This window comes from Pseudorhodoferax sp. Leaf265 (assembly GCF_001422365.1).
GTDB lineage: Bacteria > Pseudomonadota > Gammaproteobacteria > Burkholderiales > Burkholderiaceae_C > Pseudorhodoferax.
This window is the reverse complement of the sequence record NZ_LMMT01000001.1, coordinates 765,281-789,339: the sequence shown is the minus strand read 5'-3', so window position 1 is coordinate 789,339 and position 24,059 is coordinate 765,281. Positions and strand designations below refer to the sequence as shown.

Below are 24,059 nucleotides of genomic sequence, written 5' to 3'. Positions count from 1 at the left end.
CCTTCAGCGCCCCAGCACCAGCGCCACGGTCCTGAGCCCGGCGAAGGTCAGCACCAGCGAACCCAGCAGATGGGTGGCGGCCGTGGCCAGCGCCAGGCCGTAGCGCTGGGCCTGCAGCATCAGCACCACCTCGGCCGAGAAGCTCGAGAAGGTCGTGAGCCCGCCCAGCAGCCCGGTGACGAGCGCGAGCCGCCAGACCGGGTCGATCTGCGGCAGGGACTGGAACACGGCCACGCAGACACCGACGAAGTAGCCGCCGATCAGGTTGGCGGCCAGCGTTCCGAGCGGCATGGGCCCGCCGGTGTTGAGCCACACCGACAGCCGCCAGCGCAGCAGCGCGCCGATGGCAGCGCCCACCCCGACGGCCAGCGGGGCCAGCATCAGCGCGCCACGCCCATCAGCAGATCGGGCAGGCCGGTCACGATCTGGGGGAAGACGGTGATCAGCACGATGCAGACGACCATGCAGACGAAGAACGGCACAGCCGCCAGTGCGATGGTGTTGCTGTCCTTGCCCGTCATGTTCTGCAGCACGAACAGGTTGAAGCCCACGGGCGGCGTGACCTCGGCGATCTCCACGAGCAGCACGACGAAGATGCCGAACCACACCAGGTCGAAACCGGCCTTCTGGATCATGGGCAGCACCACGGCGCTCGTCAGCACGATCATGGAGATGCCGTCCAGCGCCGTGCCCAGGACGAGGTAGACGAAGGTCAGCACGAAGATCAGCGTGTAGGGCGACAGCTGCATGCTGTCCACCCATTCGGCCAGCTCGCGCGGAATGCCGGTGAAGGCCATGGTCTTGGTCAGAAAGGCCGCGCCGGCCAGGATGAACATGATCATGCAACTCGTGCGCGTGGTGCCCATCAGGCCTTCCCAGAAGTTCTGCCAGGTCAGCGAGCGGCTGGCCGCGGCGATCAGCAGGGAGCCCAGCACGCCCCAGGCCGCGCACTCCGTGGCCGTGGCCCAGCCGGCCACCAGCACCCAGACGATCAGCACGATCAACAGGCCGCAGGGGATCAGGCTGCCGGAGCGGCGCAGCTTTTCTGTGAACGACATGGGCGGCTCGCCCGGCGGCACCTTGTCGGGGTGGCGCAGGCTCCACCAGCCGATGTAGAGCGAGAACAGCAGCATCAGCAGGAAGCCGGGCAGGAAGCCGGCCAGGAAGATGCGGATGATGGACGCGTCCGCCGCCACCGCGTAGACCACCATGGTGATGGACGGCGGGATCAGGATGCCCAGCGTGCCGCCGCAGGCCAGCGCGCCCAGGGCCAGCTTCTCGTCGTAGCCGCGGCGCTGCAACTCGGGCAGGGCCACCTTGCTGATCGTCGCGCAGGTGGCGGCCGAGGAACCCGAGACCGAGCCGAAGATGCCGCAGCCCAGGATGGTGGTGTGCATGAGCCGGCCCGGGATGCGGTTGAGCCAGGGTGCCAGGCCGGAGAACATCTGCTCGGACAGCCGGGTGCGGAACAGGATCTCGCCCATCCAGATGAACAGTGGCAGCGCCGCGAGCTCCCAGGAGACGTTGGATTCCCAGAAGGCCGAGAACAGGTTCTTGCCCGGCAGCGTGCTCGTGAAGAAGGCCTGGCCGACCCAGCCTGCGATGGCCAGCGCCATCGCGATCCAGACGCCGCCCGAGAGCAGCAGCAGCATGACGAGGAGGAGCAGGCCTCCGACCGCGATCAGAGACACGCTAGATATCCTCGGAATAGTCGCCGCGTGCGTGGCGCTCTTCGACCAGGCGCACGTAGGTGGGCTTCTCGCCGCGCAGCACCAGCCAGAGCTCGTCGAGAACGGCCAGCAGCAGCACGATGGCGCCGACGACGAAAGCCATCTGCGGCACCCAGATCGGGATCACGACCATGCCGCCGGCCATGTCGTGGAACGTAAAGCTTTCGTAGGTGAAGCGCGTGGCCCACCAGGTGAGGTAGGACACCGAGACCGCGGCAATCGCCAGCGAAACGATCTCCAGCCCTCGCCGCACGCCGGCGTTGACCTTGTCCAGCACCAGCGTCACGCGCACGAAGTCGCCGTGCTTGAAGGCATGGCCCATGGCCAGGAAGGCCGCGGCCGCGCAGAACCAGGCGACCACATCGTTGACCCAGCCCACGCGCAGGTCCAGCATGCGGCCCACGGAGGCATAGATCATCAGCACGAAGATGGCCAGCACGAACAGGGCGGCGATGCGCCCGGTCCATTCGAACAGGCCGTCGAGCAGGCGGCGCACTTACTTCTTGTACGCGTCGACCACGGCCTGGCCGTCCGGCCCGGCCTTCTTGAGCCAGTCGGCCAGCATCACGTCGCCGACCTTCTTCATGTCGGCCATGAGCTGCGGCGTGGGCTTGACGATGTTCATGCCCTTGCCGGCCAGCTGCTGCAGGTACCAGGCGGTCTTTTCCTCGCTGCTCTTCCAGCCACGAGTTTCGGCCGCGGCCGCGGCCTGCATGAGCGCGTCCTGCGTGGGCTTGTCGAGCGCGTCGAAGGCCTTGGCGTTGACGATGACGGCGTTCTTGGGCAGCCAGGCCTGGGTGTCGTAGAAGTTCTTGATGTGCTCGTAGGTCTTGGAGTCGTAGCCCGTCGAGCCCGAGGACATGTAGGAGTCGATCACGCCCGTGGCCATGGCCTGCGCCAGCTCGGCCTGCTGCACAGTGACGGGCTGGGCACCCACGAGGTCGGCGATCTTGGCCGTGGCCGGGCTGTAGGCGCGCCACTTGAGGCCCTTCATGTCGGCGCCCGAGTTGATCTGCTTGTTGGCGAAGATGCCCTGCGGCGGCCAGGCCACGGCGTAGAGCAGCTTCAGGTTCTGGCTGGCCAGCAGCTTGTCGAGCGCGGGCTTTTGCGCCTTGTAGAGCTTCATGGCGTCGCCGTAGCCCGTGGCCAGGAAGGGCACGCCGTCCAGGCCGAACAGCGGGTTGTCGTTCTCGAAGTTGACCATCAGGATCTCGCCGGCCTGGGCCTGACCGCCCTGCACGGCGCGCTTGATCTCGGGCGCCTTGAACAGCGAGGCGTTGGCATGCACCACGATCTTGAGCTTGCCCGCAGTGGCCTTGTCGACGTCGGCGGCGAACTGGGTCAGGTTCTCGGTGTGCAGGTTGGTCGCCGGGTAGGCGCTGGGCAGGTCCCACTTGGTCTGCGCCATGGCCTGCGCGCTGAAGGCCAGGGCGGCTGCAAGCAATCCGATGCGGTAGTTCATACGGTCCCTTCGGGGCAAAGAGGGTGGAGGGTGAAAACGAGGTGCGCAGGATAAATGCAATTCCCGGGCCACCTTCACCGTGTTTGTCCCCGGGCGGCGGCACGTAGCATGCGTGCAGGAGCATCCATGTCCACACCCATTTCGACCCCATCCCGCTGGCAGTTCTGGATCGACCGCGGCGGCACCTTCACCGACATCGTGGGCAAGAGGCCGGATGGCAGCCTGGTCACGCACAAGCTGCTGTCCGAAAACCCGGAGCGCTACGACGATGCGGCCGTCGCCGGCGTGCGCGCGCTGCTGGGCCTGGCGCCGGGCGAGCCGATCACGGCCGAGCGCGTGGACTGCGTGAAGATGGGCACCACCGTGGCGACCAACGCGCTGCTCGAGCGCAAGGGCGCGCCCACGCTGCTGGTCACCACGCAGGGCTTCCGCGACGCCTTGCGCATCGCCTACCAAAACCGGCCGCGGCTGTTCGACCGCCGCATCGTCTTGCCCGAGCTGCTCTACAGCGCCGTGGTCGAGGCCGACGAGCGCGTGGCTGCCGATGGCACGGTGCTGCAGCCGCTCGACGAGGATGCGCTCCGGGCTCAACTGCAGCAGGCCTTCGACAGCGGCCTGCGCAGCGTGGCCATCGTCTTCCTGCACGGCTGGCGCTTCACGGCGCACGAGCAGGCGGCTGCGCGCATCGCGGGCGAGATCGGCTTCACGCAGGTCAGTGCCTCGCACCGAACCAGCCCGCTCATGAAGCTCGTGAGCCGCGGCGACACCACCGTGGTCGACGCCTACCTCTCGCCCATCCTGCGCCGCTACGTGGACCAGGTCGCGCAGCAGATGCCGGGCGTGCGCCTGCTGTTCATGCAGTCCTCGGGCGGGTTGGCCGACGCCCATGCCTTCCAGGGCAAGGACGCGATCCTCTCCGGCCCGGCTGGCGGCATCGTGGGCATGGCACGGACCGCGCAATTGGGTGGCCATGACCGCGTGATCGGCTTCGACATGGGGGGCACCTCGACCGACGTGTCGCACTACGCGGGCAGCTTCGAACGCGAGTTCGAGACCCAGGTGGCCGGTGTGCGCATGCGCGCGCCGATGCTGGCCATCCACACGGTTGCGGCTGGCGGCGGCTCCATCCTGCAGTTCGACGGCCAGCGCTTTCGCGTGGGGCCGCAGAGCGCGGGCGCCAACCCGGGGCCAGCCAGCTACGGCCGCGGCGGGCCGCTGGCGGTGACCGATGCCAATGTGCTGCTGGGCAAGCTGCAGCCGGCCTGGTTTCCGCAGGTGTTCGGGCCGGGCGGCGACGCGCCGCTGGACCTGGCCGTGGTGCGCCACCACTTCGCCGAACTCGCGGCGCAGGCCGGGCGCAGCGCAGAGCAGGTGGCCGAGGGCTGCATCGCGATCGCCGTGCAGCAGATGGCCAACGCGGTCAAGAAGATCTCGGTGGCGCGCGGCTACGACGTCACGCGCTACACACTGCAGTGCTTCGGCGGCGCCGGGGGCCAGCACGCCTGCCTGGTGGCCGATGCGCTGGGCATGGACCGGGTCTTCGTGCACCCGCTGGCCGGCGTGCTGAGTGCCTACGGCATGGGACTGGCCGACCAGTCCGTGATCCGCGAGCAGGCGCTGGAGCTGCCGCTGCAGCCCGAGCAGCTGCCCGCCATCGCGGCCGCGCTGGAACGCCTGGCCGAGGCCGCCGGCACCGAGCTCGCGCGCCAGGCCATGGGCGAGGGCGCGACGCTGGTGGACCGGCGCGTGCACCTGCGCTACCAGGGCAGCGATGCGGCGCTGGTCGTACCCTTTGGCGGCCTGGAGCAGATGCAGGCCGCGTTCGAGGCGGCCTACCGCCAGCGCTTCTCCTTCCTGATGGCCGGCAGGGCGCTGGTGGTCGAGGCCGTGTCGGTCGAGGCCCAACTGGCCGGCGATGCACCTGCCGAGCCGCTGCTGCCACTGGGCGCGCCACGGCCTGCGCCGGTGCGCGAGACCGTGACCATGTACTGCGAAGGTGCGTGGCACCAGGCCGCGCTGGTGGTGCGCGAAGACCTGCGGCCCGGCGACCGCATCGCCGGCCCGGCCATCGTTGCCGAGCGCAACGCGACCACTGTGCTGGAGCCCGGCTGGGAGGCCCGCCTGACCGCGCGCGACCACCTGGTGCTGGAGCGCCGCCTGCCACGTGCCGTGGCCCATGCGGCCGGCACCACGGTGGACCCGGTGCTGCTGGAGGTCTTCAACAACCTGTTCATGAACATCGCCGAGCAGATGGGCCTGCAGCTGCAGAACACCGCCTACTCGGTCAACATCAAGGAGCGGCTGGACTTCAGCTGCGCGCTGTTCGACAGCGCCGGCCAGCTGGTGGCCAATGCGCCGCACATGCCGGTGCACCTGGGCTCCATGGGCGAGAGCATCCAGGCCGTGATCCGTGCCAACCATGCCAGCATGCGGCCGGGCGACGTGTTCGCGCTGAACGACCCCTACCACGGCGGCACCCACCTGCCCGACGTGACCGTGATCACGCCGGTCTACCTGCACGAGAGCGATGCGCAGCCGCTGTTCTATGTGGGCTCGCGTGGCCACCATGCCGACATCGGTGGCAGCACGCCGGGCTCGATGCCGCCGTTCTCCACGGGCATCGAAGAGGAGGGCGTGCGCATCGTCAACTTCAAATTGGTCGAGCGCGGGCGATTGCGCGAGGCTGAACTGCTGGCGCTGCTCGGCACGGGAGAGTTTCCGGCCAGGAACCCGCAGCAGAATCTCGCCGACCTGAAAGCCCAGATCGCCGCCAACGAGAAGGGCGTGCAGGAACTGCGCCGCATGGTGGCGCAGTACGGCCTGGACGTGGTGCGGGCCTACATGGGCCATGTGCAGGACAACGCCGAGGAGTCGGTGCGCCGCGTCATCACGCGGCTGAAGGATGGCGCCTTCACGCTGCCGCTGGACAACGGCGCGCAGATCCAGGTCGCGGTGCGCGTGGACGCCGCGGCGCGCAGCGCAGTCGTCGACTTCACGGGCACCTCGCCGCAGCAGGCCAACAACTTCAACGCGCCCACGGCGGTTTGCACGGCGGCCGTGCTGTACGTGTTCCGCACGCTGGTGGACGACGACATCCCGCTCAACGCCGGTTGCCTGAAGCCGCTCCAGGTCCTCATCCCGCCGGGCTCGATGCTGAACCCCAACCCACCGGCCTCGGTGGTGGCGGGCAATGTGGAGACCTCGACCTGCATCACCAACGCGCTGTTCGGCGCGCTGGGCGTGATGGCGGCCGGCCAGTGCACGATGAACAACTTCACCTTCGGCAACGCGCAGCACCAGTACTACGAGACCATCGCAGGCGGCTCGGGCGCGGGCCAGGACTTCGACGGCACCAGCGTCGTGCAGACCCACATGACCAACTCGCGGCTGACCGACCCGGAGGTGCTGGAGCACCGCTTTCCGGTGCGGCTGGAGAGCTACGCCATCCGCGCCGGCTCGGGCGGCGCGGGCCGCTGGCGCGGTGGCGACGGCGGCGTACGCCGCGTGCACTTCCTGGAGCCGATGACGGCCGGCATCCTGTCGAACGGGCGCGTGCATCCGGCCTTCGGCATGGCCGGCGGGCAGGCCGGCGCGCCGGGACTGAACCGTGTGCTGCGTGCCGACGGGCGCGTGGAGCAACTGGGCCACATCGGCCAGGCGCAGATGCAGGCCGGCGATGTGTTCGAGATCCACACGCCGGGCGGCGGTGGCTTCGGTCAGCGGGCTGCGGAGGAGGGGGAGGCCGGCCGCTCGTAGGCCTGGCCGTTCACGCGCAGGCCCTGCGCCGAGAAGCGCGCCGCATTGCCCGGCCCGATCCCCCTGATGCGGGCCATGAGGTCGGCCCAGTCGCGGAAGGGCGCTTTGGCGCGCTCCTCCAGCATCGGCGTGGACAGGCCGGGGCCGACGCCGCGCAGGCCGTCGAGTTCGGCGGCACTGGCCTGGTTGACTTCGAGCGCCCAGGACGGCGTCGCCAGGACCAGCAGCGCGAGCAGGGCGCGCATGGTTTCAGGCGCCGGCCAGCGCCAAGGCCTGCATGTAGGCCGTGACGCCCGTGCGCACATCGGCGAAGGCGTGTTCGCAGCCGGCCGCGCGCAGGGCCGTCAGGTCGGCCTGGGTGTGGCACTGGTACTTGCCGCGCAGCGCATCGGGGAAGGCGGTGTAGACGATGGCTTCCTGCTGCACGGCCTGCTCCAGCGTCAGCGCCGTGCCGCGGCGCGCGTTGACCACGGCCAGTGCCACGTCGTTGAAGGGCTGTGCCCGGCCGGTGCCCAGGTTGAACAGGCCAGAGCGTTCCGGGTGGTCGAGGAACCAGAGGTTCACGGCCACCACGTCGTCGATGTAGACGAAGTCGCGCTCCTGCTCGCCGGGTGCGTAGCCGCCGTACTCGCCGAACAGGCGGACCTGGTTCTCGGCATGGAACTGGTGGTACTGGTGGAAGGCCACGCTGGCCATGCGTCCCTTGTGCTGCTCGCGCGGGCCGTAGACGTTGAAGTAGCGAAAGCCCACGGTCTGGTGGCGCGCGCGCTCGAACGCGGCGCCGGTCTCGCGGCGCAGGCGCTGGTCCACCAGCAGCTTGGAGTAGCCGTAGACGTTGAGCGGGGCCTCGTTGGCCGGATCTTCCTTGAACACGGCAGAGCTGCCGTAGGTGGCGGCCGAGGAGGCGTACAGCAGCCGCGTGCGCTGGCGCTGGCAGGCTTCCCACAGGTTCACGGTGAGCGTGTAGTTGTTGGCCATCATGTACTGGCCATTGCTCTCCATGGTGTCGCTGCAGGCGCCTTCGTGGAACACAGCCTCGACGCGACCGTACCGGCCCTGGTCGAAGCGGGTGTAGAAGTCGGCCGCATCCACGTAGTCGGCGATCGAGAGGTCCACCAGGTTGCGGAACTTGTCGCCCTGCGTGAGGTCGTCGACCGCGATGATGTCGGTCTCGCCGCGGGCGTTCAGGCCCTTGATCAGATTGCTGCCGATGAAGCCGGCGGCGCCGGTGACCACGTATCTCGTCATCTCAATGGCCTTCGAACAGTTCTTCGTAGCTGGCGGTGGCTGTGCCGAACTTGCCGACCACGATCGCGCCGGCCTTGTTGGCCATGGGCATGGCGTCGCGCAGGCTGGCGCCGGCAGCGACCAGTGCGGCCATGGTGGCGATCACGGTGTCGCCCGCACCGGTCACGTCGAAGACCTCGCGCGCCTGGGCTGCCACATGGGCCTCGCCGTGCGCGTCGTACAAGGTCATGCCTTCCTCGCTGCGCGTGACCAGCAGGCCTTCGAGCGCCAGTTCGCTGCGCAGGCGCTGGGCCTTGGTGCGCAGCTCGTCCTCGTTGCGCCAGCTGCCCACGACCTGCTGCAGTTCGGCCCGGTTGGGTGTGATCAGCGTGGCGCCGCGGTAGCGCGAGTAGTCGCTGCCCTTGGGGTCGATCAGCACGGCCTTGCCGGCCGCGCGGGCGGCTTCGATCATCTGCGCCACATGGGCCAGGCCGCCCTTGCCGTAGTCGGAGAAGAGCACGGCAGCGTGCAGGGGCATGAGTTCGTCGAACAGCGCGGACTGCGAGGCCAGCGTCTCGGTCTCGGGCACGGTCTCGAAATCGAGCCGCAGCAGCTGCTGCTGGCGGCCGATCACGCGCAGCTTGACCGTGGTACGCATCTGCGGGTCGCGGCCGAAGTGCGGCACGATGCCGGTGGCGGCGACGAGGTCCTCCAGCTTATGGCTGGCCTCGTCCTCGCCGACCACGGTCAGCAGCGAGGCCTGGGCGCCCAGCGTGACGATGTTGTAGGCCACGTTGGCTGCCGCGCCGATGCGCTCTTCCTCGCGCGTGACGCGCACCACGGGCACGGGCGCCTCGGGCGAGATGCGGTCGACGGCGCCGTACCAGTAGCGGTCCAGCATGGCGTCGCCGACGACGAGCACGCGGGCTTCAGCCAGCGCTTCGCGCGTGGGCAGGGGATTGCGCAGCAGTGCGGGTGTGGCCGTCATAGTTCCTCCACGCGGCGCGGCGGGTAGCTGTCCCAGGCCTGGCAGCCCGGGCATTGCCAGAAGTGCTGCTTGGCCTCAAAGCCGCAGGCGGCGCAGCGGTAGCGCGTGAGCGGGCGCGTGGCGTGCTCGATGGCGCGCTGCACCTGCGGATGGAACTGTTCGTGCTCGAGCTTTTCGCCGGCCAGCCAGCGCGCCGTGGCGACCAGCGACTGCTCGCGCTCCAGGTGCTGCAGGTAGCGCTGGCGCGCCTGTTCGCGCCGGTCGCCCTGTGCGCCTTCGAGCGCCACGATCGCGTCCAGCACGTCGAGCGAGGCGAAGCTGTCGTAGCTGGCCTGCAGCGCGGCCAGCGCCTGCTGCGCCTGGCCGGCGGCGGTGCCGGTCTGGGCCAGGGCGCTGGCGATCAGTGGCACGGCTTGCGGCGCGACGGAGGCCAGTTCCAGCAGCGTGTGCAGCGCCTCGGCCGGGCGGTCGGCCTTGAGCTGCATGAGGGCCCGGTCGATGCGCGGGCGCGGGGCCTGCGGCGCGGTGGTGATGGCGCGGGCCAGCAGCTGCGCCGCGCCTTCGGAGTCGCCGGCTGCGTTGCGTGCGGCGGCCTGCTCGCACAGGTAGTGCGCCATGCGGCCGCTGAAGCTGCCCTCGCCATAGTCCTGCAGCTTCTGCGCGATCTCGGTGGCCTGCGGCCAGTCGCGCGAGCGCTCGTAGATGGCCAGCAGCGCGAGCAGGGCCTGGGCTTCGTAGCGCGTGCCTTCGAGCTTGCGCAGCGCGTCCTCGGCGCGGTCGAGCAGGCCGGCCTTGAGGAAGTCCAGCGCCAGGTCGTGCTGGGCGCGGTGGCGGTCGGCAGCGCTGAGGTCTGCGCGCGAGAGCAGATGTTCGTGCACACGCACGGCGCGCTGGTACTCGCCGCGGCGGCGGAACAGGTTGCCGAGCGCGAAGTGCAACTCGGTGGTGTCCGGGTCCTTCTGCACCGCCTCGATGAAGGCGTCGATGGCCTGGTCCTGCTGCTCGTTGAGCAGGTAGTTCAGGCCCTTGAAGTAGGCCTTGGGCGCACGCCGGTTCTCGATGCGCAGCTGGCGCAGGTCCAGCCGCGAGGCCAGCCAGCCCAGCACGAAGGCCACCGGCAGGCCCAGCAGGATCCAGCCGAGATCAAAGTCCATGGCGCGGCACGTTGCCCAGGCTGGTGTCGGTGGCGGCCTCGGCGGGCAACGGCGGGACGGTGGGCGCGGGGGCAGGTGGCTCGACCACCACGCCGCGCGCGGCGTGACGCTGGCTCCACCAGCGCGGCGCCATGGCGACCACGCCGAGCGCCAGGCCCAGCGCGAACGCGGCCAGCACCACGAGAACCATGGGAGCGCGCCATTCGGTGCCGAAGAAAAAGCGCACCGCGCCCTCGTGCTGGTTGTTCAGCGCGAATGCGAACAGCGTAAAAAAAATGGCTGCTTTCAGTATCCACTTGAGCAGCCACACCAGATTCTTCATGAAGCGAATGTCCTCATCCGGGGCATTCTACGGTCGGGCCGCGGGCCCGAATGCGCACACCGCATCAGCGGTCGTAACGCCTTTCGTCGGGATCGACCGGGCCCTTGTCCACGGCCTCGCGCAGCGCCTTGCCAGGCTTGAAATGCGGCACGCGCTTTTCGGGAATGGCCACGGCTTCGCCGCTGCGCGGGTTGCGCCCCATGCGCGGCGGACGCCGGTTGATCGAAAAGCTGCCGAAGCCGCGGATCTCCACACGGTGGCCCTTGACCAGGGCGTCGCCGACGGCGTCCAGGATGGTCTTGACCGCGTGCTCGGCATCGCGGTGGGTCAACTGGCTGAAGCGGGCCGCCAGTTCTTCAACGAGGTCGGATCGGGTCATGGTGGTTCAGGGGTGCATCCAACGGAATCGGGCCAGTCCTGCCACCGCACAGATGCGGCGAAGGTGCTGGCCCGACGAATGTCGCACAGGAACGCGGGTTCCCGTGCGCTTTCCAAGCAACGATCAGTTGTTGCTGTTGTTGTCCAGCTTGGCGCGCAGCAGGGCGCCCAGGCTGGTGGTGCCGGCGTTTTCACGCGCGGACTGCTGGCTGAGCGTTGCCATGGCTTCGTTCTGGTCGGCAGCATCCTTGGCCTTGATGGACAGCTGGATGTTGCGCGTCTTGCGGTCGACGTTGACGACCACGGCCGTGACTTCGTCGCCTTCCTTCAGCACGTTGCGCGCGTCTTCCACGCGGTCGCGGCTGATTTCGGAGGCACGCAGGTAACCGATGACGTCGCCGCCCAGGTCGATCTCGGCGCCGCGCGGGTCGACCGTCTTGACCTTGCCGGTCACGGTCTGGCCCTTGTCGTTGACCGTCACGAAGGTCGTGAACGGGTCGCCGTCGAGTTGCTTGATGCCCAGCGAGATGCGCTCGCGGTCCACGTCCACGGCCAACACGATGGCGTCGACTTCCTGGCCCTTCTTGTAGTTGCGAACCGCGGCTTCGCCGGTTTCGTTCCACGAGAGGTCGGACAGGTGGACCAGGCCGTCGATGCCGGCGGCCAGGCCGACGAACACGCCGAAGTCGGTGATCGACTTGATCGGGCCCTTGACGCGGTCACCGCGCTTGGTGTTTTGCGCGAACTCCTGCCACGGGTTGGCCTTGCACTGCTTCATGCCCAGGCTGATGCGGCGCTTGTCTTCGTCGATTTCCAGGACCATGACTTCGACTTCGTCACCCAGCGAGACCAGCTTGGAGGGGGCGATGTTCTTGTTGGTCCAGTCCATTTCGGAGACGTGCACCAAGCCTTCGATGCCGGGTTCCAGCTCGACGAACGCGCCGTAGTCGGCGATGTTCGTGACCTTGCCGAACAGGCGCGTGCCTTGCGGGTAGCGGCGCGAGACGCCCATCCACGGGTCGTCGCCCATTTGCTTCAGACCCAGGGAGACGCGGTTCTTCTCGGTGTCGAACTTGAGGATCTTGGCGGTGATTTCCTGGCCGGCCTGCACCACTTCGCTCGGGTGGCGCACGCGACGCCAAGCCATGTCGGTGATGTGCAGCAGGCCGTCGATGCCGCCCAGGTCGACGAACGCACCGTATTCGGTGATGTTCTTGACCACGCCTTGGACGATGGCGCCTTCCTTCAGCGTTTCCATCAGCTTGGCGCGCTCTTCGCCCATGGAGGCTTCCACCACGGCGCGGCGCGACAGCACCACGTTGTTGCGCTTGCGGTCGAGCTTGATGACCTTGAATTCCAGGGTCTTGTTTTCGTACGGCGTCAGGTCCTTGACCGGGCGCGTGTCGATCAGCGAGCCGGGCAGGAAGGCGCGGATGCCGTTGACCAGAACGGTCAGGCCGCCCTTGACCTTGCCGCTGGTCGTGCCGGTCACGAACTCGCCGGATTCCAGGGCCTTTTCCAGGGCCATCCAGGAGGCCAGGCGCTTGGCGGTGTCGCGGCTGACGATGGTGTCGCCGTAGCCGTTTTCGATGGCGACGATGGCCACCGAGACGAACTCGCCGATCTGCACTTCGACTTCGCCCTTGTCGCTCTTGAACTCGTCCAGCGGCACATAGGCTTCGGACTTGAGGCCGGCGTTGACGACGACGAAGTTGTGTTCGATGCGAACGACTTCAGCGGTCACGACCTCGCCAACACGGGTTTCCGTGGTTTGCAGCGACTCGGCGAACAGATCGGCAAAAGATTCAGACATGTAGTTCCTTGACCACGGAGCAGGTTTGCCTGCGCGGGATTGCGCCGGCTTCTAAGACTGTCGTGGCGGTAGTTGCGGGAGCGTCCCGCGACGGTTGGGTTGTGAACCACCCGGCCGATGCGCTTGCTGCGCGGGCTGGCCGGATGGGCCTTGTTTTTCGTGCGGCCCTGAGCTGTTGCCTCAGAAGCCCTGCCGTTGATCCCACCAAGCCAGCACCCGATCGACACAGGCTTGCACCGTGAGATCGGAGTTGTCCAGAAGCAGGGCATCGGCTGCGGCGCGAAGCGGAGCGACGGCCCGGGACGAGTCCCGGGCGTCGCGCGCCTCAAGGTCCGCGCGAAGGTCGGCGATTGTAGTTGAAATCCCTTTGGAAATCAATTGCTTATGCCGGCGCTCCGCGCGGCGCTCGGCGCTGGCCGTCAGATACACCTTGAGCGGGGCGGCCGGGAAGATCACGGTGCCCATGTCGCGGCCGTCGGCCACCAGGCCCGGCAGGCGCCGAAAGCTCAGCTGCAGGTCCACCAGCGCGGCGCGCACGGCCGGCAGGGCGGAGACCTTGGAGGCGTTCATGCCGGCGGCTTCGGTGCGGATCGCGTCGGTCACGTCCTCGGTGTCGAGCCAGATGCGGCCGTCGTCGAAGCGCACCGGCAGCGTGGCCGCCATGCGGGCGATGGCGGCTTCGTTCTCGGCCCCGATGGCGTGGCCGGCGCGCAGGGCCGCATAGGCCGTGATGCGGTACATCGCGCCCGAGTCGAGGAAGTGGTAGCCCAGTGCGCGCGCCACGGCGGCGGCCACCGTGCCCTTGCCCGAGGCCGTGGGGCCGTCGATGCACAGCACCGGCACCTGGGCGGTGGGCGTGCGGCATGCCCCCAGCAGCGCCTCGAAGTAGTCCGGGAAGGTCTTGGCCACGCACCTGGGGTCGAGGATGCGCACCGGCGCATGCGACGTGGCCGCGCCCGGGCGCAGCCGGTGGAAGGCGGCCAGCGAGAAGCACATGGCGACGCGGTGGTCGTCGTAGGTGTGGATGGCGGCGCTGGGCCAGGGCTCGGCGACCGGCGGCGGCACGATGCGCAGGTAGTCCTGGCCTTCCTCGACCTCGGCGCCGAACTTGCGCAGCTCGGCCGCCATGGCGGCGATGCGGTCTGTCTCCTTGACGCGCCAGCTGGCGATGTTGTGCAGCCGGCTCGGGCCGTCGGCGTACAGCGCCATGACGGCCAGCGTCATGGCGGCGTCGGGGATGTGGTTGCAATCGAGGTCGATGGCCTTGAGCGGCCAGGCGCCGCGCGCCACCTGCAGCCAGTTCGGGCCGGCTTCGACCGCGGCGCCCATGGCCTGGGCGGCCTCGACAAAGCGGATGTCGCCCTGGATGGACGCCGCACCCACGCCCTCGATGCGCAGCGGCTGGGCGGCGTCGGCCGCGATGGCGCCCAGTGCCACGAAGTAGCTGGCCGAGGAGGCGTCGGCCTCGACATGGATCTCGCCGGGCGACTGGTAGCGGCTGCCGGCCGGGATCGTGAAGCGCTGCCAGCCCTCCCGCGCCACCGCGATGCCGAAGCGCGCCAGCAGGTTCAGCGTGATCTCCACGTAGGGTTTGGAAATCAGCTCGCCGACCACCTCGACCGTGATGTCGCGCCCCGCCGCCGGGCCGCCCCGAGGCGGGGCATCCCCCTCAGGGGGCATGGAGGCCTTCCCTCTTGCCACCAGCGGCAGCGCCAGCAGCAGGGCCGTCAGGAACTGGCTGGAGACATCGCCGCGCACGCGGATCGGCTGGTCCAGCTGCAGCGCGCCGGGCATGCCGATCTGCAGCGGCGGGTAGCCCGGGTTGGCACCGTAGCCGATGGCGCAGCCCAGTTGTACGAGCGCATCGACGAGGTCGCCGATGGGGCGCTCGTACATGCGCGGAACGCCGGTCAACGTGAACTTGCCGCCCAGCAGGGCCAGCACGGCGGTCAGCGGGCGGATGGCGGTGCCGGCGTTGCCCATGAACAGCTCGGCCTCGGCGGCGGCGAGCTTTCCGTCCAGGCCGGTGATGGTGACGCTGTTGCCCTCGCGCGCAATGGTGCAGCCCAGCTGGGCCAGTGCCGCGAGCATCACGCGGGTGTCGTCGGAGTCCAGCAGGTCGCGCACGACGGTCTGGCCGGCCGACAGCGCGGCCAGCAGGAGCACGCGGTTGGAGATGCTCTTGGAGCCCGGCAGCGCCACCGTTCCGGCGGCTCCCTGCAGCGGGGGGAGATCCAGAAAGGCGGTGTCGAACATTCTCAGGTCCCGGGTTTGAATGAATCCATGTGCCAGGCGGCACGGATGCCGCTGGCCTCTTTGATCAGTTGTTCCAGCGCGGCGCCGTCGCCGGCCACGATCTGCTGCTCGAACTGTGCCAGCGCCTGCTGGTGCGCGCGCAGCTGGCCCAGCAATTCCTCGCGGTTGGCCAGGAAGATGTCGCGCCACATGCGCGGGTCGGCTGCGGCAATGCGCGTGAAGTCGCGAAAGCCCGGCCCACCCAGCGCGAGGATGGCCTGGCCGTCGGGCTGCCGCGCGATGCCGTCGATGAAGGCGAAGGCCAGCAGGTGCGGCAGGTGGCTGACCGCCGCGAAGGTGGTGTCGTGCGCGGCCGGTGTCATCTCGACCAGGCGGGCGCCGAGCGCGGTCCAGACGGCCTGGGCCTTGGCCAGTTGGGGCGCGCCCGAAGTGGCCATGGGTGTCAGGATCACATGGCGACCCTGGTACAGCGCGGCATCGGCATGGTCCACGCCAGCGCGCTCCTTGCCCGCGATCGGGTGCGCCGGCACGAAGCAGGGCAGGGCGCTCCCCAACGCGCGTTCGGCCGCGGCGACCACGTCGCTCTTGGTGGAGCCCACGTCCATGAGCAGGGTGTCGGCGCCAAGGGTGGCGTGGATGGTGGCGAAGGTGGTCTCGGTCGCGGCGACGGGTACGGCGACCAGCACCAGGTCGGCTCCGGCCGCGGCCTCAGCGGCCGAAGCGGCCTGCACGTCGATCACGCCGAGCTCGAGCGCGCGCTGCGTGGTGCTGGGCGAGGCGCTGAAGCCAGCGATGTGACGGACCAGGCCGGCCTGGCGCAGTGCGAGCGCGAACGAGCCGCCCATCAGGCCGCAGCCGATCAGGCCCAGGCGTTCGAACACCGCGGCGCCCTCAGGCGCTGACCGGGTAGGTGCCCAGCAGCTTGTAGAAGGCGCAGATGCCGCGCAGTTCTTCCAGGGCCTTGCCGACGTGCGGCTGGGACGGGTGGCCGTCCAGGTCGATGTAGAAGTAATACTCCCACTGGCCGGTGCGGGCCGGGCGCGACTCGAAGCGCGTCATTGAGACGCCGTGGGTCTTGAGCGGCACCAGCAGGTCGTGCAGCGCACCGGGCTTGTTCGGCACGGAGACCACAAGGCTGGTGCAGTCCTTGCCCGAGGCTGGCGGTGCGTCCAGCGTCTCGGGCAGGCAGATGATGGCGAAGCGCGTGCGGTTGTGCGCGTTGTCCTGGATGGCGCGAGCCACCAGGTGCAGGCCGAATTGCGTGGCCGCGCGCTCGCTGGCGAGCCCGGCCCAGGCCGGATTGGTGGCGGCCAGCCGCGCGCCTTCGGCGTTGCTGGACACGGCGCGGCGTTCGGCGTGGGGCAGGTGGGTCGACAGCCAGCCTTGGCACTGCGCCAGGGCCTGGGGATGGGCCAGCACGGCCTCGATGCCGTCCAGCGAATCCGACAGGCGCAGCAGGTTGAACTGCACCGCCAGGCTCACCGAGCCGACCATGTGCGTGGGCGTATTCAGCAGCAGGTCCAGCGAGCGCGTGACGCCGCCTTCGGCCGAACTCTCGATGCCGACCACGCCGAAATGCGCGGCACCCGAGGCCGTGGCGTGGAACACCTCGTCGAAGTTGGCGCAGTACTGCAACTCGACCGCAGCGCCGAAGTACTGCAGCGCGGCCTCTTCGCTGAAGGTGCCGGCCGGGCCCAGCACGGCCACGCGCTGCGGGGCCTCCAGGGCCAGGCAGGCCGACATGATCTCGTTCCAGATGGCGGCCACATGCTCGTCGCGCAGCGGGCCGGTGTTGCGCGACTGGATCTTGGCGATCACCTGGGCCACGCGGTCGGGGCGGTAGAAGGGCGAGCCCTCGCTGCGCTTGACCGCGCCCACCTGCTCGGCCACGTGCGCCCGCTTGTTGAGCAGCGCCAGCAGTTCCTGGTCGAGCGCGTCGATCTGCACGCGCAGCGCCGCGAGGTCAGGGGAAGAAGCGGCGCTGGGCTCTGCGGACATGGCGGGTCTTGTCTCTTTCTGATGGGGGATGTCAGGCTTGTGTCTGCGCAAATTCTCGCATGTAGGTCACAAGCGCCTGGACGCCCGCCAGCGGCATGGCGTTGTAGATGCTGGCACGCATGCCACCCACGGATTTGTGCCCCTTGAGCTGCAGTAGGCCGCGTGCCTTGGCGCCCGTGAGGAAGGCCTCGTTGCGGCTTTCGTCGCGCAGGAAGAAGGGCACGTTCATGCGCGAGCGGCAGTCGCGCGCGACCTTGTTGACGTAGAAGTCCGAGCCGTCGATGTAGCCGTACAGCAGTTCGGCTTTGGCGCGGTTGCGTTGCTCCATGGCAGCGACGCCGACCAGTTCGCCTTCGCGCTGGCGCTTGAGCCACTGGAAGGTCAGGCCGGCGATGTAGATGCCATAGGTCGGCGGCGTGTTGAACATCGAGTCGTGCTCGGCCACGGTCTTGTAGTCGAAGGCGCTGGGGCAGGCCTTGAGCGCATGGCCCAGCAGATCCTCGCGCACGATGACCAGCGTGAGCCCGGCCGGGCCCAGGTTCTTCTGCGCGCCAGCGAAGGCCAGGCCCACGCGCGACCAGTCGATCGGGCGGCTCGCCACATGCGAGGAGCAGTCGATCACGAGCGGCGTGTCCGAGCCCAGGGCCTTGAGGTCGGGCAGGGTCTGGAACTCCACGCCGTGGATGGTCTCGTTGCTGCAGATGTGCAGGTAGCTCGCGCCGGCGCTGAGCTTCCAGCTGGCCGGGTCGGGCAGCGTGGTGTGCTGCGTGTCGGCGTTGCTGGCGGCCAGCTGCGGCTGGCAGTAGCGCGCGGCTTCCTTGATCGACTTCTGGCTCCAGCTGCCCGTGACCACGAAGTCCACCGTGCCGCCGCGCGAGAGGTTCAGCGGCACGATGGCGTTCTCGCCCAGACCGCCGCCTTGCATGAAGAGGATCTTGTAGTGGCTTGGGACGGCCAGCAGTTCGCGCAGGTCGGCCTCGGCGCGCTCGTAGATCGAGATGAATTCCTTGCCGCGGTGGCTCATCTCCATGACGCCCATGCCGCTGCCGTGCCAGTCCAGCATCTCGGAGGCGGCCTCGCGCAGCACCTCTTCGGGGATGGCGGCCGGGCCGGCGGAAAAGTTGTAGGGGCGCTGTTGCATGGGCACTCCGGGAGCAAGGGAAGAAAAAGGCCCCGGCCGCTTGCGCAGGCCGGGGCCGGGGCAGGGCAGGATCAGCTGGCGGGTGTTTCGCCTTCGCCGCCTTCGCTGGCATCGTCGGGCAGTGCGGGGTTGGCATCGTTCTCGACGATGCGCTGCAGGCCGCTGAGCTTGGAGCCTTCGTCCAGTCCGATCAGCGTCACGCCTTGCGTGGCGCGGCCGAGTTCACGGATCTCGCTCACGCGGGTGCGCACCAGCACGCCCTTGTCGGTGATCAGCATGATCTCGTCGTCGGCATGGACCAGCGTGGCGGCCACGACCTTGCCGTTGCGCTCGCTCTGCTGGATCGCGATCATGCCCTTGGTGCCGCGGCCGTGGCGCGTGTACTCGGTGATCGGGGTGCGCTTGCCGTAGCCGTTCTCGGTGGCGGTCAGCACCGACTGCTGCTCGTCCTCGGCCACCAGCATGGCGATCACGCTCTGGCCCGGCTCCAGCGTCATGCCGCGCACGCCGCGTGCCGCACGGCCCAGCGGGCGCACGTCGTCTTCGTCGAAGCGCACGGCCTTGCCGCCGTCGGAGAACAGCATCACGTCGTGCTTGCCGTCGGTGAGGGCAGCGCCGATCAGGTAGTCGCCATCGTCCAGGTTCACGGCGATGATGCCGCCCTTGCGCGGGTTGCTGAACTCGTCCAGCGCGGTCTTCTTGACGGTGCCCATGGAGGTGGCCATGAACACGTAGTGCGTAGACGGGAAGGTCCGGTTCTCACCGGTCAGCGCCAGCACCACGTTGATCTTCTCGCCTTCGGCCAGCGGGAACATGTTGACGATGGGCCGGCCGCGCGAGCCGCGCGAGCCCTGCGGCACTTCCCAGACCTTGAGCCAGTACAACCGGCCGCGGTTGGAGAAGCAGAGGATGTAGTCGTGCGTGTTGGCGATGAAGAGCTGGTCGATCCAGTCGTCTTCCTTGGTCGCCGTGGCCTGCTTGCCGCGGCCGCCGCGCTTTTGCGCGCGGTACTCGGACAGCGGCTGGCTCTTGATGTAGCCCGAGTGCGAGAGCGTCACGACCATGTCGGTCGGCGTGATCAGGTCCTCAGTGCTGAGGTCGTAGGAGCTGTGCTCGACATGGCTGCGGCGCGCGCCGATCTTGGTCTGGCCGAACTCCTGCTTGATGGCGCCCAGCTCGTCCGTGATGATGGCCGTGACGCGCGCGGGCTTGGCCAGGATGTCGAGCAGGTCCTCGATCTCGGCCATGACTTCCTTGTACTCGGCGGTGATCTTGTCCTGCTCCAGACCGGTCAGGCGCTGCAGGCGCATCTGCAGGATTTCCTGAGCCTGCGTGTCCGACAGCCGGTACAGGCCGTCGCTGCCCATGCCGTAGGCGCGTTCCAGGCCCTCGGGGCGGTAGTCGTCTGCGTTGACCACGCCGCCGTCGGCACGCGTGCGCGTGAGCATCTCGCGCACCAGTTGGCTGTCCCAGCTGCGCGCCATCAGCTCGGCCTTGGCCACGGGGGGCGTGGGCGACTCGCGGATGATGCGGATGAACTCGTCGATGTTGGCCAGCGCGACGGCCAGGCCTTCCAGCACATGGCCCCGCTCGCGCGCCTTGCGCAGGTTGAAGATGGTGCGCCGCGTGACGACCTCGCGGCGGTGGTCCAGGAAGACCTGGATCAGGTCCTTCAGGTTGCACAGCTTGGGCTGGCCATTGACCAGCGCCACCATGTTCATGCCGAAGGTGTCCTGCAGCTGGGTCTGCTTGTACAGGTTGTTCAGCACCACCTCGGGCACTTCGCCGCGCTTGAGCTCGATCACCAGGCGCATGCCCGACTTGTCGGACTCGTCCTGGATGTGGCTGATGCCCTCGAGCTTCTTCTCGTGAACCAGCTCGGCCATGCGCTCCTGCAGCGTCTTCTTGTTGACCTGGTAGGGCAGCTCGTCGACGATGATCGCCTGGCGCTGGCCGCGGTCGATGTCCTCGAAGTGGCACTTGGCGCGCATCACGACCTTGCCGCGGCCCGTGCGGTAGCCTTCCTTGACGCCGCTGATGCCGTAAATGATGCCGGCCGTGGGGAAGTCCGGCGCCGGCACGATCTCCATCAGCGCATCGATGTCCGCGTCCGGGTTGCGCAGCAGGAACAGGCAGGCGTCCACCACCTCGTTCAGGTTGTGCGGCGGGATGTTGGTGGCCATGCCCACCGCGATGCCGCCCGAGCCGTTCACGAGCAGGTTGGGCAGCCGCGTCGGCATGACCAGCGGCTCCTTCTCGCTGCCGTCGTAGTTGGGGCCGAAGTCGACGGTTTCCTTGTCCAAGTCGGCCAGCAGTTCGTGCGCGACCTTGGCCAGGCGGATTTCCGTGTACCGCATGGCGGCGGCGTTGTCGCCGTCGACCGAGCCGAAGTTGCCCTGGCCATCCACCAGCATGTGGCGCATGGAGAAGTCCTGCGCCATCCGCACGATGGTGTCGTAGACCGACTGGTCGCCGTGCGGGTGGTATTTGCCGATGACGTCGCCGACGATACGTGCCGACTTCTTGTAGGGCCGGTTCCAGTCATTGTTGAGTTCGTGCATCGCGAACAGCACGCGGCGGTGCACCGGCTTCAATCCATCCCGTGCGTCCGGCAGCGCCCGGCCCACGATCACGCTCATCGCGTAATCGAGATAGCTCCGCCGCATTTCCTCTTCGAGACTGATCGGCAGGGTTTCTTTGGCGAATTGGGTCATGGTGTGAGAAGCAGGGAAGGCCGCGCATTTTAGGCGCGGGCGTCTGTCGCGCCACAGCAACAAACAGCCGGGATTTGGCTTTTGTCCTACGGTTCGCGCGCCAGTCGCTACAAGCCCCTATGGCACAATCAATGCGTACGTGCTCAGTGGTGGTCACTGAAGGCGTTCCGGTTTCGCAGCGCTGCTGCGCCTTTTTCCCCCAGAGGAGAACCATGAAGAAATTGAATAAAGTGGCGATGTTGTTGGCCTCCGCAGCGCTCGCTACCGCCGCAGGTGCCCAATCGGTCGACAACTGGCGTACCGCCGATGGCGCGCTGGTGTGGAAGACCGCTGACCAAGCCCTGTGCTGGCGCAACGCCAACTGGACGCCCGCAACCGCTGCCAAGGGTTGCGATGGCGCCATCGTTGCCCAGGCTGCTGCCGCCCCGGCTCCGGCACCTGCTGCCTCCCCGGCACCCGCCCCGGCACCCGCCGTCGTGGCTCCCCAGCCGCCCGCAGCCACCAAGGTGACCTACGCTGCCGACGCCTTCTTCGACTTCGACAAGTCCGTGCTGAAGCCCGAAGGCCGCGCCAAGCTGGACGACCTGGTCGGCAAGATCAAGGGCATCAACCTGGAAGTCATCATCGCCGTGGGTCACACCGACTCCGTGGGTACCGATGCCTACAACCAGCGTCTGTCGGTCCGTCGCTCGGAAGCCGTGAAGGCGTATCTGGTGTCCAAGGGCATCGAACGCAACCGCGTCTACACCGAAGGCAAGGGCGAGAAGCAACCCGTCGCCGACAACAAGACCGCCGAAGGCCGCGCCAAAAACCGTCGCGTGGAAATCGAAGTGGTTGGCACCCGCGCCAACTGATTCTCGTCAGAGAACACCTGCAGGCCTGGGGCCTGCAGGCATCAAAGCCCGCGAGTCGTATCCGCGGGCTTTTTTCTTTGTGCAGAGGAAACCGATGAATGCTGCTTTGAACGCCGACCCGGCCGAACTCGCCAAGTTCTCCGAACTCGCGCACCGCTGGTGGGACCCCGAAAGCGAGTTCCGCCCCCTGCACCAGATCAACCCCCTGCGGCTGAACTGGATCCTGGAGTCCGCCGCCCTGGCCGGCCGCCAGGTGGTCGACATCGGCTGCGGCGGCGGCATCCTGGCCGACAGCATGGCGCGCCGCGGCGCCAACGTGCTGGGCGTCGACCTGTCCACCAGGGCCCTGAAGGTGGCGCAACTGCACGCGCTCGAAGCCGGCACGCCCAACATCCGCTACCGCGAGGTGGCCGCCGAGGAACTGGCAGCCGAACAGCCCGCAAGCTTTGACGTCGTCACCTGCATGGAGATGCTAGAGCATGTGCCCAATCCTGCGTCCGTGGTGCGGGCCTGCGCGCAACTGGTCAAGCCCGGCGGCTGGGTGTTCTTCTCCACGCTGAACCGCAACGCCAAGTCCTTCCTGTTCGCGATCCTGGGTGCGGAGTACCTGCTGAACCTGTTGCCGCGCGGCACGCACCACTACGACAAGATGATCCGGCCCAGCGAGTTGGGGCGCCACTGCCGCGATGCCGGCCTGGAACTGCAGCACAGCAGCGGCCTCGAATACAACCCGATCACGCGGCGCTACTGGCTCAGCAGCGACACCAGCGTGAACTACATGCTGGCCACGCGCCGGCCGCTGGAGGCGCTCGATGGCGCGTGAACTGAAGGCCGTGCTGTTCGATCTGGACGGTACGCTGGTCGACAGCGCGGGCGATCTGGGCGCTGCGGCGGACCAGTTGCGCACCGACCGCGGCCTGCCCGCCCTGGGCCTGGCGGCCTACCGCGCGATGGCAGGAGCCGGAGCGCGCGGCATGCTGGGCGTGGCTTACGGTATGGCGCCGGACCATCCGAACTTTCCAGTCTTGCGCGAGGAGTTCTTCCGGAACTACGAACGCCGGCTGACCGAACTCACGCGGCCTTTCGACGGCGTCGCTGCCCTGGTCGAAGAACTGCACACGCGCGGCCTGCGCTGGGGTGTCGTCACGAACAAGCCCTCGCGCTTCTCGCGACCGCTGACTGCCGGCATGGCGCTGTTCGCCAGCAGCGGCGTGCTCGTGAGCGGCGACACCACGGCCTACACCAAGCCGCACCCAGAGCCCCTGCTGGAAGCTGCCCGTGTGCTCGGGGTCGACCCGGCAAGCTGCATGTATGTGGGCGACGATGCGCGCGACATCGTGGCGGGCCGCGCGGCCGGCATGCTGACTGTGGCGGCCTGCTACGGCTACCTGGGCCAGGTCGACACCGCGGAGTGGGGCGCAGACGCAGCTATCGAGGCGCCTTTGGACCTGTTGTCCGTGCTGGATCTTGCGCCCGGTCTTGCAATGGCGCCAAGTAGCCTAAAATAGACGTTCTGGGGCTGCATTGGTTTCGACGTGGGTTCGGAATCGCTGTGGTGCATGTCGAGCTGAATGCGCTCGTTAAACAGATTCAAACAAACTAACTGCAAACGACGAACGTTTCGCACTCGCTGCTTAATTGCCAGTGAGCTTTACAACAGCAGGCCGATGGGCTGGGCAAGGGGTTCTTGACGCAAGTTGAGCGCTCCCGGCTGTAAAGATAATTTCATCGGCTGGCTCCGGACCGGGTACCTTGGTCAGGGGCGAGACAATAGGGTACTGGCGTCCTGTGTAGCGTGCGGCTGCGCGGCACAGGAGGCGAGACCTAAAACAGACCGCTAAACATGTAGATCTGCGCGAAGATGGCTTGCGGACGGGGGTTCAAATCCCCCCAGCTCCACCATTCAAGACGATCCTTGCCAATGAAAGCCCGTTGGCACGGATCACCAGAAATGGGCCTTGACCGGCCCCGATTGGCTTTCGTTTCGCACGTCGATTCGCACGTGCGCGGGTCCCGTCAAGGGGCTCACGCATCGCTGCCCCCGACCACCCGGAGAGCCGACGCCCTAGGTGCCTTGTAGTCCTCCGAGATGAACTTCCGATAGGTGCTGAAGAACAGCTGTACGTTCACGTGCCCGAGCTGCGCCGCGACGTACCAGGGGTTGGTGCCGGCCGTCAACACGCTTGAGGCCCGGGTCGGCCGCGCCTGGTAGGGGTTGCGGTAGCGCACCCTCGCGCCCGCTCGTGCAGCGGCACCCGCAGTGTCT

20 protein-coding genes and 1 other RNA gene are annotated in these 24,059 nt (G+C 68.1%); 5 read left to right on the top strand and 16 right to left on the bottom strand.

Annotated elements, in window-relative coordinates:
- Window positions 1-3: 3 nt before the first annotated feature.
- Genes crcB through ASF45_RS03675 form a run of 4 tightly spaced genes read right to left on the bottom strand, consistent with a single transcriptional unit; the run spans window position 4 to window position 3,192 of the window.
- The gene (crcB, locus tag ASF45_RS03690) at window positions 4-381 is read right to left on the bottom strand and encodes a fluoride efflux transporter CrcB (RefSeq protein ID WP_056656996.1); all 378 of its coding nucleotides are present in this window, start codon (window positions 379-381) and stop codon (window positions 4-6) included.
- Entirely contained in the window at window positions 381-1,652 is a 1,272-nt protein-coding gene (locus ASF45_RS03685; protein ID WP_056657490.1) for a TRAP transporter large permease, read from the bottom strand. The genes crcB and ASF45_RS03685 overlap by 1 nt, the downstream gene beginning before the upstream one ends.
- 40 nt (window positions 1,653-1,692) lie before the next feature.
- Window positions 1,693-2,226 (bottom strand): TRAP transporter small permease subunit, encoded by a 534-nt coding sequence (locus ASF45_RS03680; RefSeq protein ID WP_056656993.1) that lies wholly within the window; start codon window positions 2,224-2,226, stop codon window positions 1,693-1,695.
- Window positions 2,227-3,192 carry a TRAP transporter substrate-binding protein gene (locus tag ASF45_RS03675; protein ID WP_056656990.1) on the bottom strand — a complete coding sequence of 322 codons (966 nt, stop codon included), beginning with the start codon at window positions 3,190-3,192 and terminating at the stop codon, window positions 2,227-2,229. It lies immediately after the preceding gene.
- 126 nt (window positions 3,193-3,318) lie between these two features.
- On the opposite strand from ASF45_RS03675, the gene ASF45_RS03670 reads away from it, so the two are divergent.
- A complete protein-coding gene (locus ASF45_RS03670; protein ID WP_056656987.1) occupies window positions 3,319-6,948 on the top strand; it encodes a hydantoinase B/oxoprolinase family protein in 3,630 nt (1,209 codons plus the stop codon).
- On the opposite strand, the gene ASF45_RS03665 is transcribed toward ASF45_RS03670, so the two are convergent.
- The 12 genes from ASF45_RS03665 to gyrA all read right to left on the bottom strand — a co-directional run bounded on the left by ASF45_RS03665 (window position 6,909) and on the right by gyrA (window position 20,939).
- Complete coding sequence (locus ASF45_RS03665) at window positions 6,909-7,193, bottom strand: helix-hairpin-helix domain-containing protein (RefSeq protein WP_056656984.1); 285 nt, start codon at window positions 7,191-7,193, stop codon at window positions 6,909-6,911. The two genes, ASF45_RS03670 and ASF45_RS03665, sit on opposite strands and share 40 nt — an antisense overlap.
- A gap of 4 nt (window positions 7,194-7,197) precedes the next feature.
- Window positions 7,198-8,196 carry an ADP-glyceromanno-heptose 6-epimerase gene (gene rfaD, locus ASF45_RS03660; protein WP_056656980.1) on the bottom strand — a complete coding sequence of 333 codons (999 nt, stop codon included), beginning with the start codon at window positions 8,194-8,196 and terminating at the stop codon, window positions 7,198-7,200.
- A gap of 1 nt (window position 8,197) precedes the next feature.
- Window positions 8,198-9,163: a D-glycero-beta-D-manno-heptose-7-phosphate kinase gene (gene rfaE1 / locus ASF45_RS03655; protein ID WP_056656977.1), complete on the bottom strand. Its 966-nt coding sequence runs from the start codon at window positions 9,161-9,163 to the stop codon at window positions 8,198-8,200.
- Window positions 9,160-10,317: a lipopolysaccharide assembly protein LapB gene (gene lapB, locus ASF45_RS03650; protein ID WP_056656974.1), complete on the bottom strand. Its 1,158-nt coding sequence runs from the start codon at window positions 10,315-10,317 to the stop codon at window positions 9,160-9,162. The genes rfaE1 and lapB overlap by 4 nt, the downstream gene beginning before the upstream one ends.
- Window positions 10,307-10,639 carry a lipopolysaccharide assembly protein LapA domain-containing protein gene (locus ASF45_RS03645; RefSeq protein WP_056656971.1) on the bottom strand — a complete coding sequence of 111 codons (333 nt, stop codon included), beginning with the start codon at window positions 10,637-10,639 and terminating at the stop codon, window positions 10,307-10,309. The genes lapB and ASF45_RS03645 overlap by 11 nt, the downstream gene beginning before the upstream one ends.
- Window positions 10,640-10,703: 64 nt before the next feature.
- Window positions 10,704-11,018, bottom strand: a complete 315-nt coding sequence (locus ASF45_RS03640) for an integration host factor subunit beta (RefSeq protein WP_056656968.1) — start codon at window positions 11,016-11,018, stop codon at window positions 10,704-10,706.
- Between the two features lie 123 nt (window positions 11,019-11,141).
- Complete coding sequence (gene rpsA / locus ASF45_RS03635) at window positions 11,142-12,830, bottom strand: 30S ribosomal protein S1 (RefSeq protein ID WP_056656965.1); 1,689 nt, start codon at window positions 12,828-12,830, stop codon at window positions 11,142-11,144.
- Between the two features lie 180 nt (window positions 12,831-13,010).
- Complete coding sequence (locus ASF45_RS03630; RefSeq protein WP_056656962.1) at window positions 13,011-15,086, bottom strand: bifunctional 3-phosphoshikimate 1-carboxyvinyltransferase/cytidylate kinase; 2,076 nt, start codon at window positions 15,084-15,086, stop codon at window positions 13,011-13,013.
- Between the two features lie 2 nt (window positions 15,087-15,088).
- Window positions 15,089-15,967 (bottom strand): prephenate dehydrogenase/arogenate dehydrogenase family protein, encoded by an 879-nt coding sequence (locus ASF45_RS03625; protein ID WP_056656959.1) that lies wholly within the window; start codon window positions 15,965-15,967, stop codon window positions 15,089-15,091.
- A 10-nt stretch (window positions 15,968-15,977) separates the two neighbouring features.
- Entirely contained in the window at window positions 15,978-17,084 is a 1,107-nt protein-coding gene (pheA, locus tag ASF45_RS03620) for a prephenate dehydratase (protein ID WP_056656956.1), read from the bottom strand.
- Window positions 17,085-17,115: 31 nt separating this feature from the next.
- Entirely contained in the window at window positions 17,116-18,225 is a 1,110-nt protein-coding gene (gene serC / locus ASF45_RS03615; protein WP_056656953.1) for a 3-phosphoserine/phosphohydroxythreonine transaminase, read from the bottom strand.
- Between the two features lie 71 nt (window positions 18,226-18,296).
- Window positions 18,297-20,939: a DNA gyrase subunit A gene (gene gyrA, locus ASF45_RS03610; RefSeq protein WP_056656950.1), complete on the bottom strand. Its 2,643-nt coding sequence runs from the start codon at window positions 20,937-20,939 to the stop codon at window positions 18,297-18,299.
- 212 nt (window positions 20,940-21,151) lie between these two features.
- On the opposite strand from gyrA, the gene ompA reads away from it, so the two are divergent.
- The 4 genes from ompA to ssrA all read left to right on the top strand — a co-directional run bounded on the left by ompA (window position 21,152) and on the right by ssrA (window position 23,695).
- A complete protein-coding gene (ompA, locus tag ASF45_RS03605; protein WP_056656947.1) occupies window positions 21,152-21,793 on the top strand; it encodes an outer membrane protein OmpA in 642 nt (213 codons plus the stop codon).
- Window positions 21,794-21,887: 94 nt separating this feature from the next.
- Entirely contained in the window at window positions 21,888-22,616 is a 729-nt protein-coding gene (gene ubiG, locus ASF45_RS03600; protein WP_056656944.1) for a bifunctional 2-polyprenyl-6-hydroxyphenol methylase/3-demethylubiquinol 3-O-methyltransferase UbiG, read from the top strand.
- A complete protein-coding gene (gph, locus tag ASF45_RS03595; protein ID WP_056656940.1) occupies window positions 22,606-23,301 on the top strand; it encodes a phosphoglycolate phosphatase in 696 nt (231 codons plus the stop codon). Before ubiG ends, gph begins: the two co-directional genes overlap by 11 nt.
- A 7-nt stretch (window positions 23,302-23,308) precedes the next feature.
- Window positions 23,309-23,695: a transfer-messenger RNA gene (ssrA, locus tag ASF45_RS34040) on the top strand.
- The last annotated feature ends 364 nt before the right edge of the window (window positions 23,696-24,059 follow it).

Excerpts from the sequence above, each read along its gene's own strand:
- crcB (WP_056656996.1), bottom strand. The coding sequence starts at position 381 with ATGCTGGCCCCGCTGGCCGTCGGGGTGGGCGCTGCCATCGGCGCGCTG.
- ASF45_RS03685 (WP_056657490.1), bottom strand. The coding sequence starts at position 1,652 with ATGCTGCTGCTGCTCTCGGGCGGCGTCTGGATCGCGATGGCGCTGGCC.
- ASF45_RS03675 (WP_056656990.1), bottom strand. The coding sequence starts at position 3,192 with ATGAACTACCGCATCGGATTGCTTGCAGCCGCCCTGGCCTTCAGCGCG.
- ASF45_RS03670 (WP_056656987.1), top strand. The coding sequence starts at position 3,319 with ATGTCCACACCCATTTCGACCCCATCCCGCTGGCAGTTCTGGATCGAC.
- ASF45_RS03665 (WP_056656984.1), bottom strand. The coding sequence starts at position 7,193 with ATGCGCGCCCTGCTCGCGCTGCTGGTCCTGGCGACGCCGTCCTGGGCG.
- rfaD (WP_056656980.1), bottom strand. The coding sequence starts at position 8,196 with ATGACGAGATACGTGGTCACCGGCGCCGCCGGCTTCATCGGCAGCAAT.
- rfaE1 (WP_056656977.1), bottom strand. The coding sequence starts at position 9,163 with ATGACGGCCACACCCGCACTGCTGCGCAATCCCCTGCCCACGCGCGAA.
- lapB (WP_056656974.1), bottom strand. The coding sequence starts at position 10,317 with ATGGACTTTGATCTCGGCTGGATCCTGCTGGGCCTGCCGGTGGCCTTC.
- ASF45_RS03645 (WP_056656971.1), bottom strand. The coding sequence starts at position 10,639 with ATGAAGAATCTGGTGTGGCTGCTCAAGTGGATACTGAAAGCAGCCATT.
- ASF45_RS03640 (WP_056656968.1), bottom strand. The coding sequence starts at position 11,018 with ATGACCCGATCCGACCTCGTTGAAGAACTGGCGGCCCGCTTCAGCCAG.
- rpsA (WP_056656965.1), bottom strand. The coding sequence starts at position 12,830 with ATGTCTGAATCTTTTGCCGATCTGTTCGCCGAGTCGCTGCAAACCACG.
- ASF45_RS03630 (WP_056656962.1), bottom strand. The coding sequence starts at position 15,086 with ATGTTCGACACCGCCTTTCTGGATCTCCCCCCGCTGCAGGGAGCCGCC.
- pheA (WP_056656956.1), bottom strand. The coding sequence starts at position 17,084 with ATGTCCGCAGAGCCCAGCGCCGCTTCTTCCCCTGACCTCGCGGCGCTG.
- serC (WP_056656953.1), bottom strand. The coding sequence starts at position 18,225 with ATGCAACAGCGCCCCTACAACTTTTCCGCCGGCCCGGCCGCCATCCCC.
- gyrA (WP_056656950.1), bottom strand. The coding sequence starts at position 20,939 with ATGACCCAATTCGCCAAAGAAACCCTGCCGATCAGTCTCGAAGAGGAA.
- ompA (WP_056656947.1), top strand. The coding sequence starts at position 21,152 with ATGAAGAAATTGAATAAAGTGGCGATGTTGTTGGCCTCCGCAGCGCTC.
- ubiG (WP_056656944.1), top strand. The coding sequence starts at position 21,888 with ATGAATGCTGCTTTGAACGCCGACCCGGCCGAACTCGCCAAGTTCTCC.
- gph (WP_056656940.1), top strand. The coding sequence starts at position 22,606 with ATGGCGCGTGAACTGAAGGCCGTGCTGTTCGATCTGGACGGTACGCTG.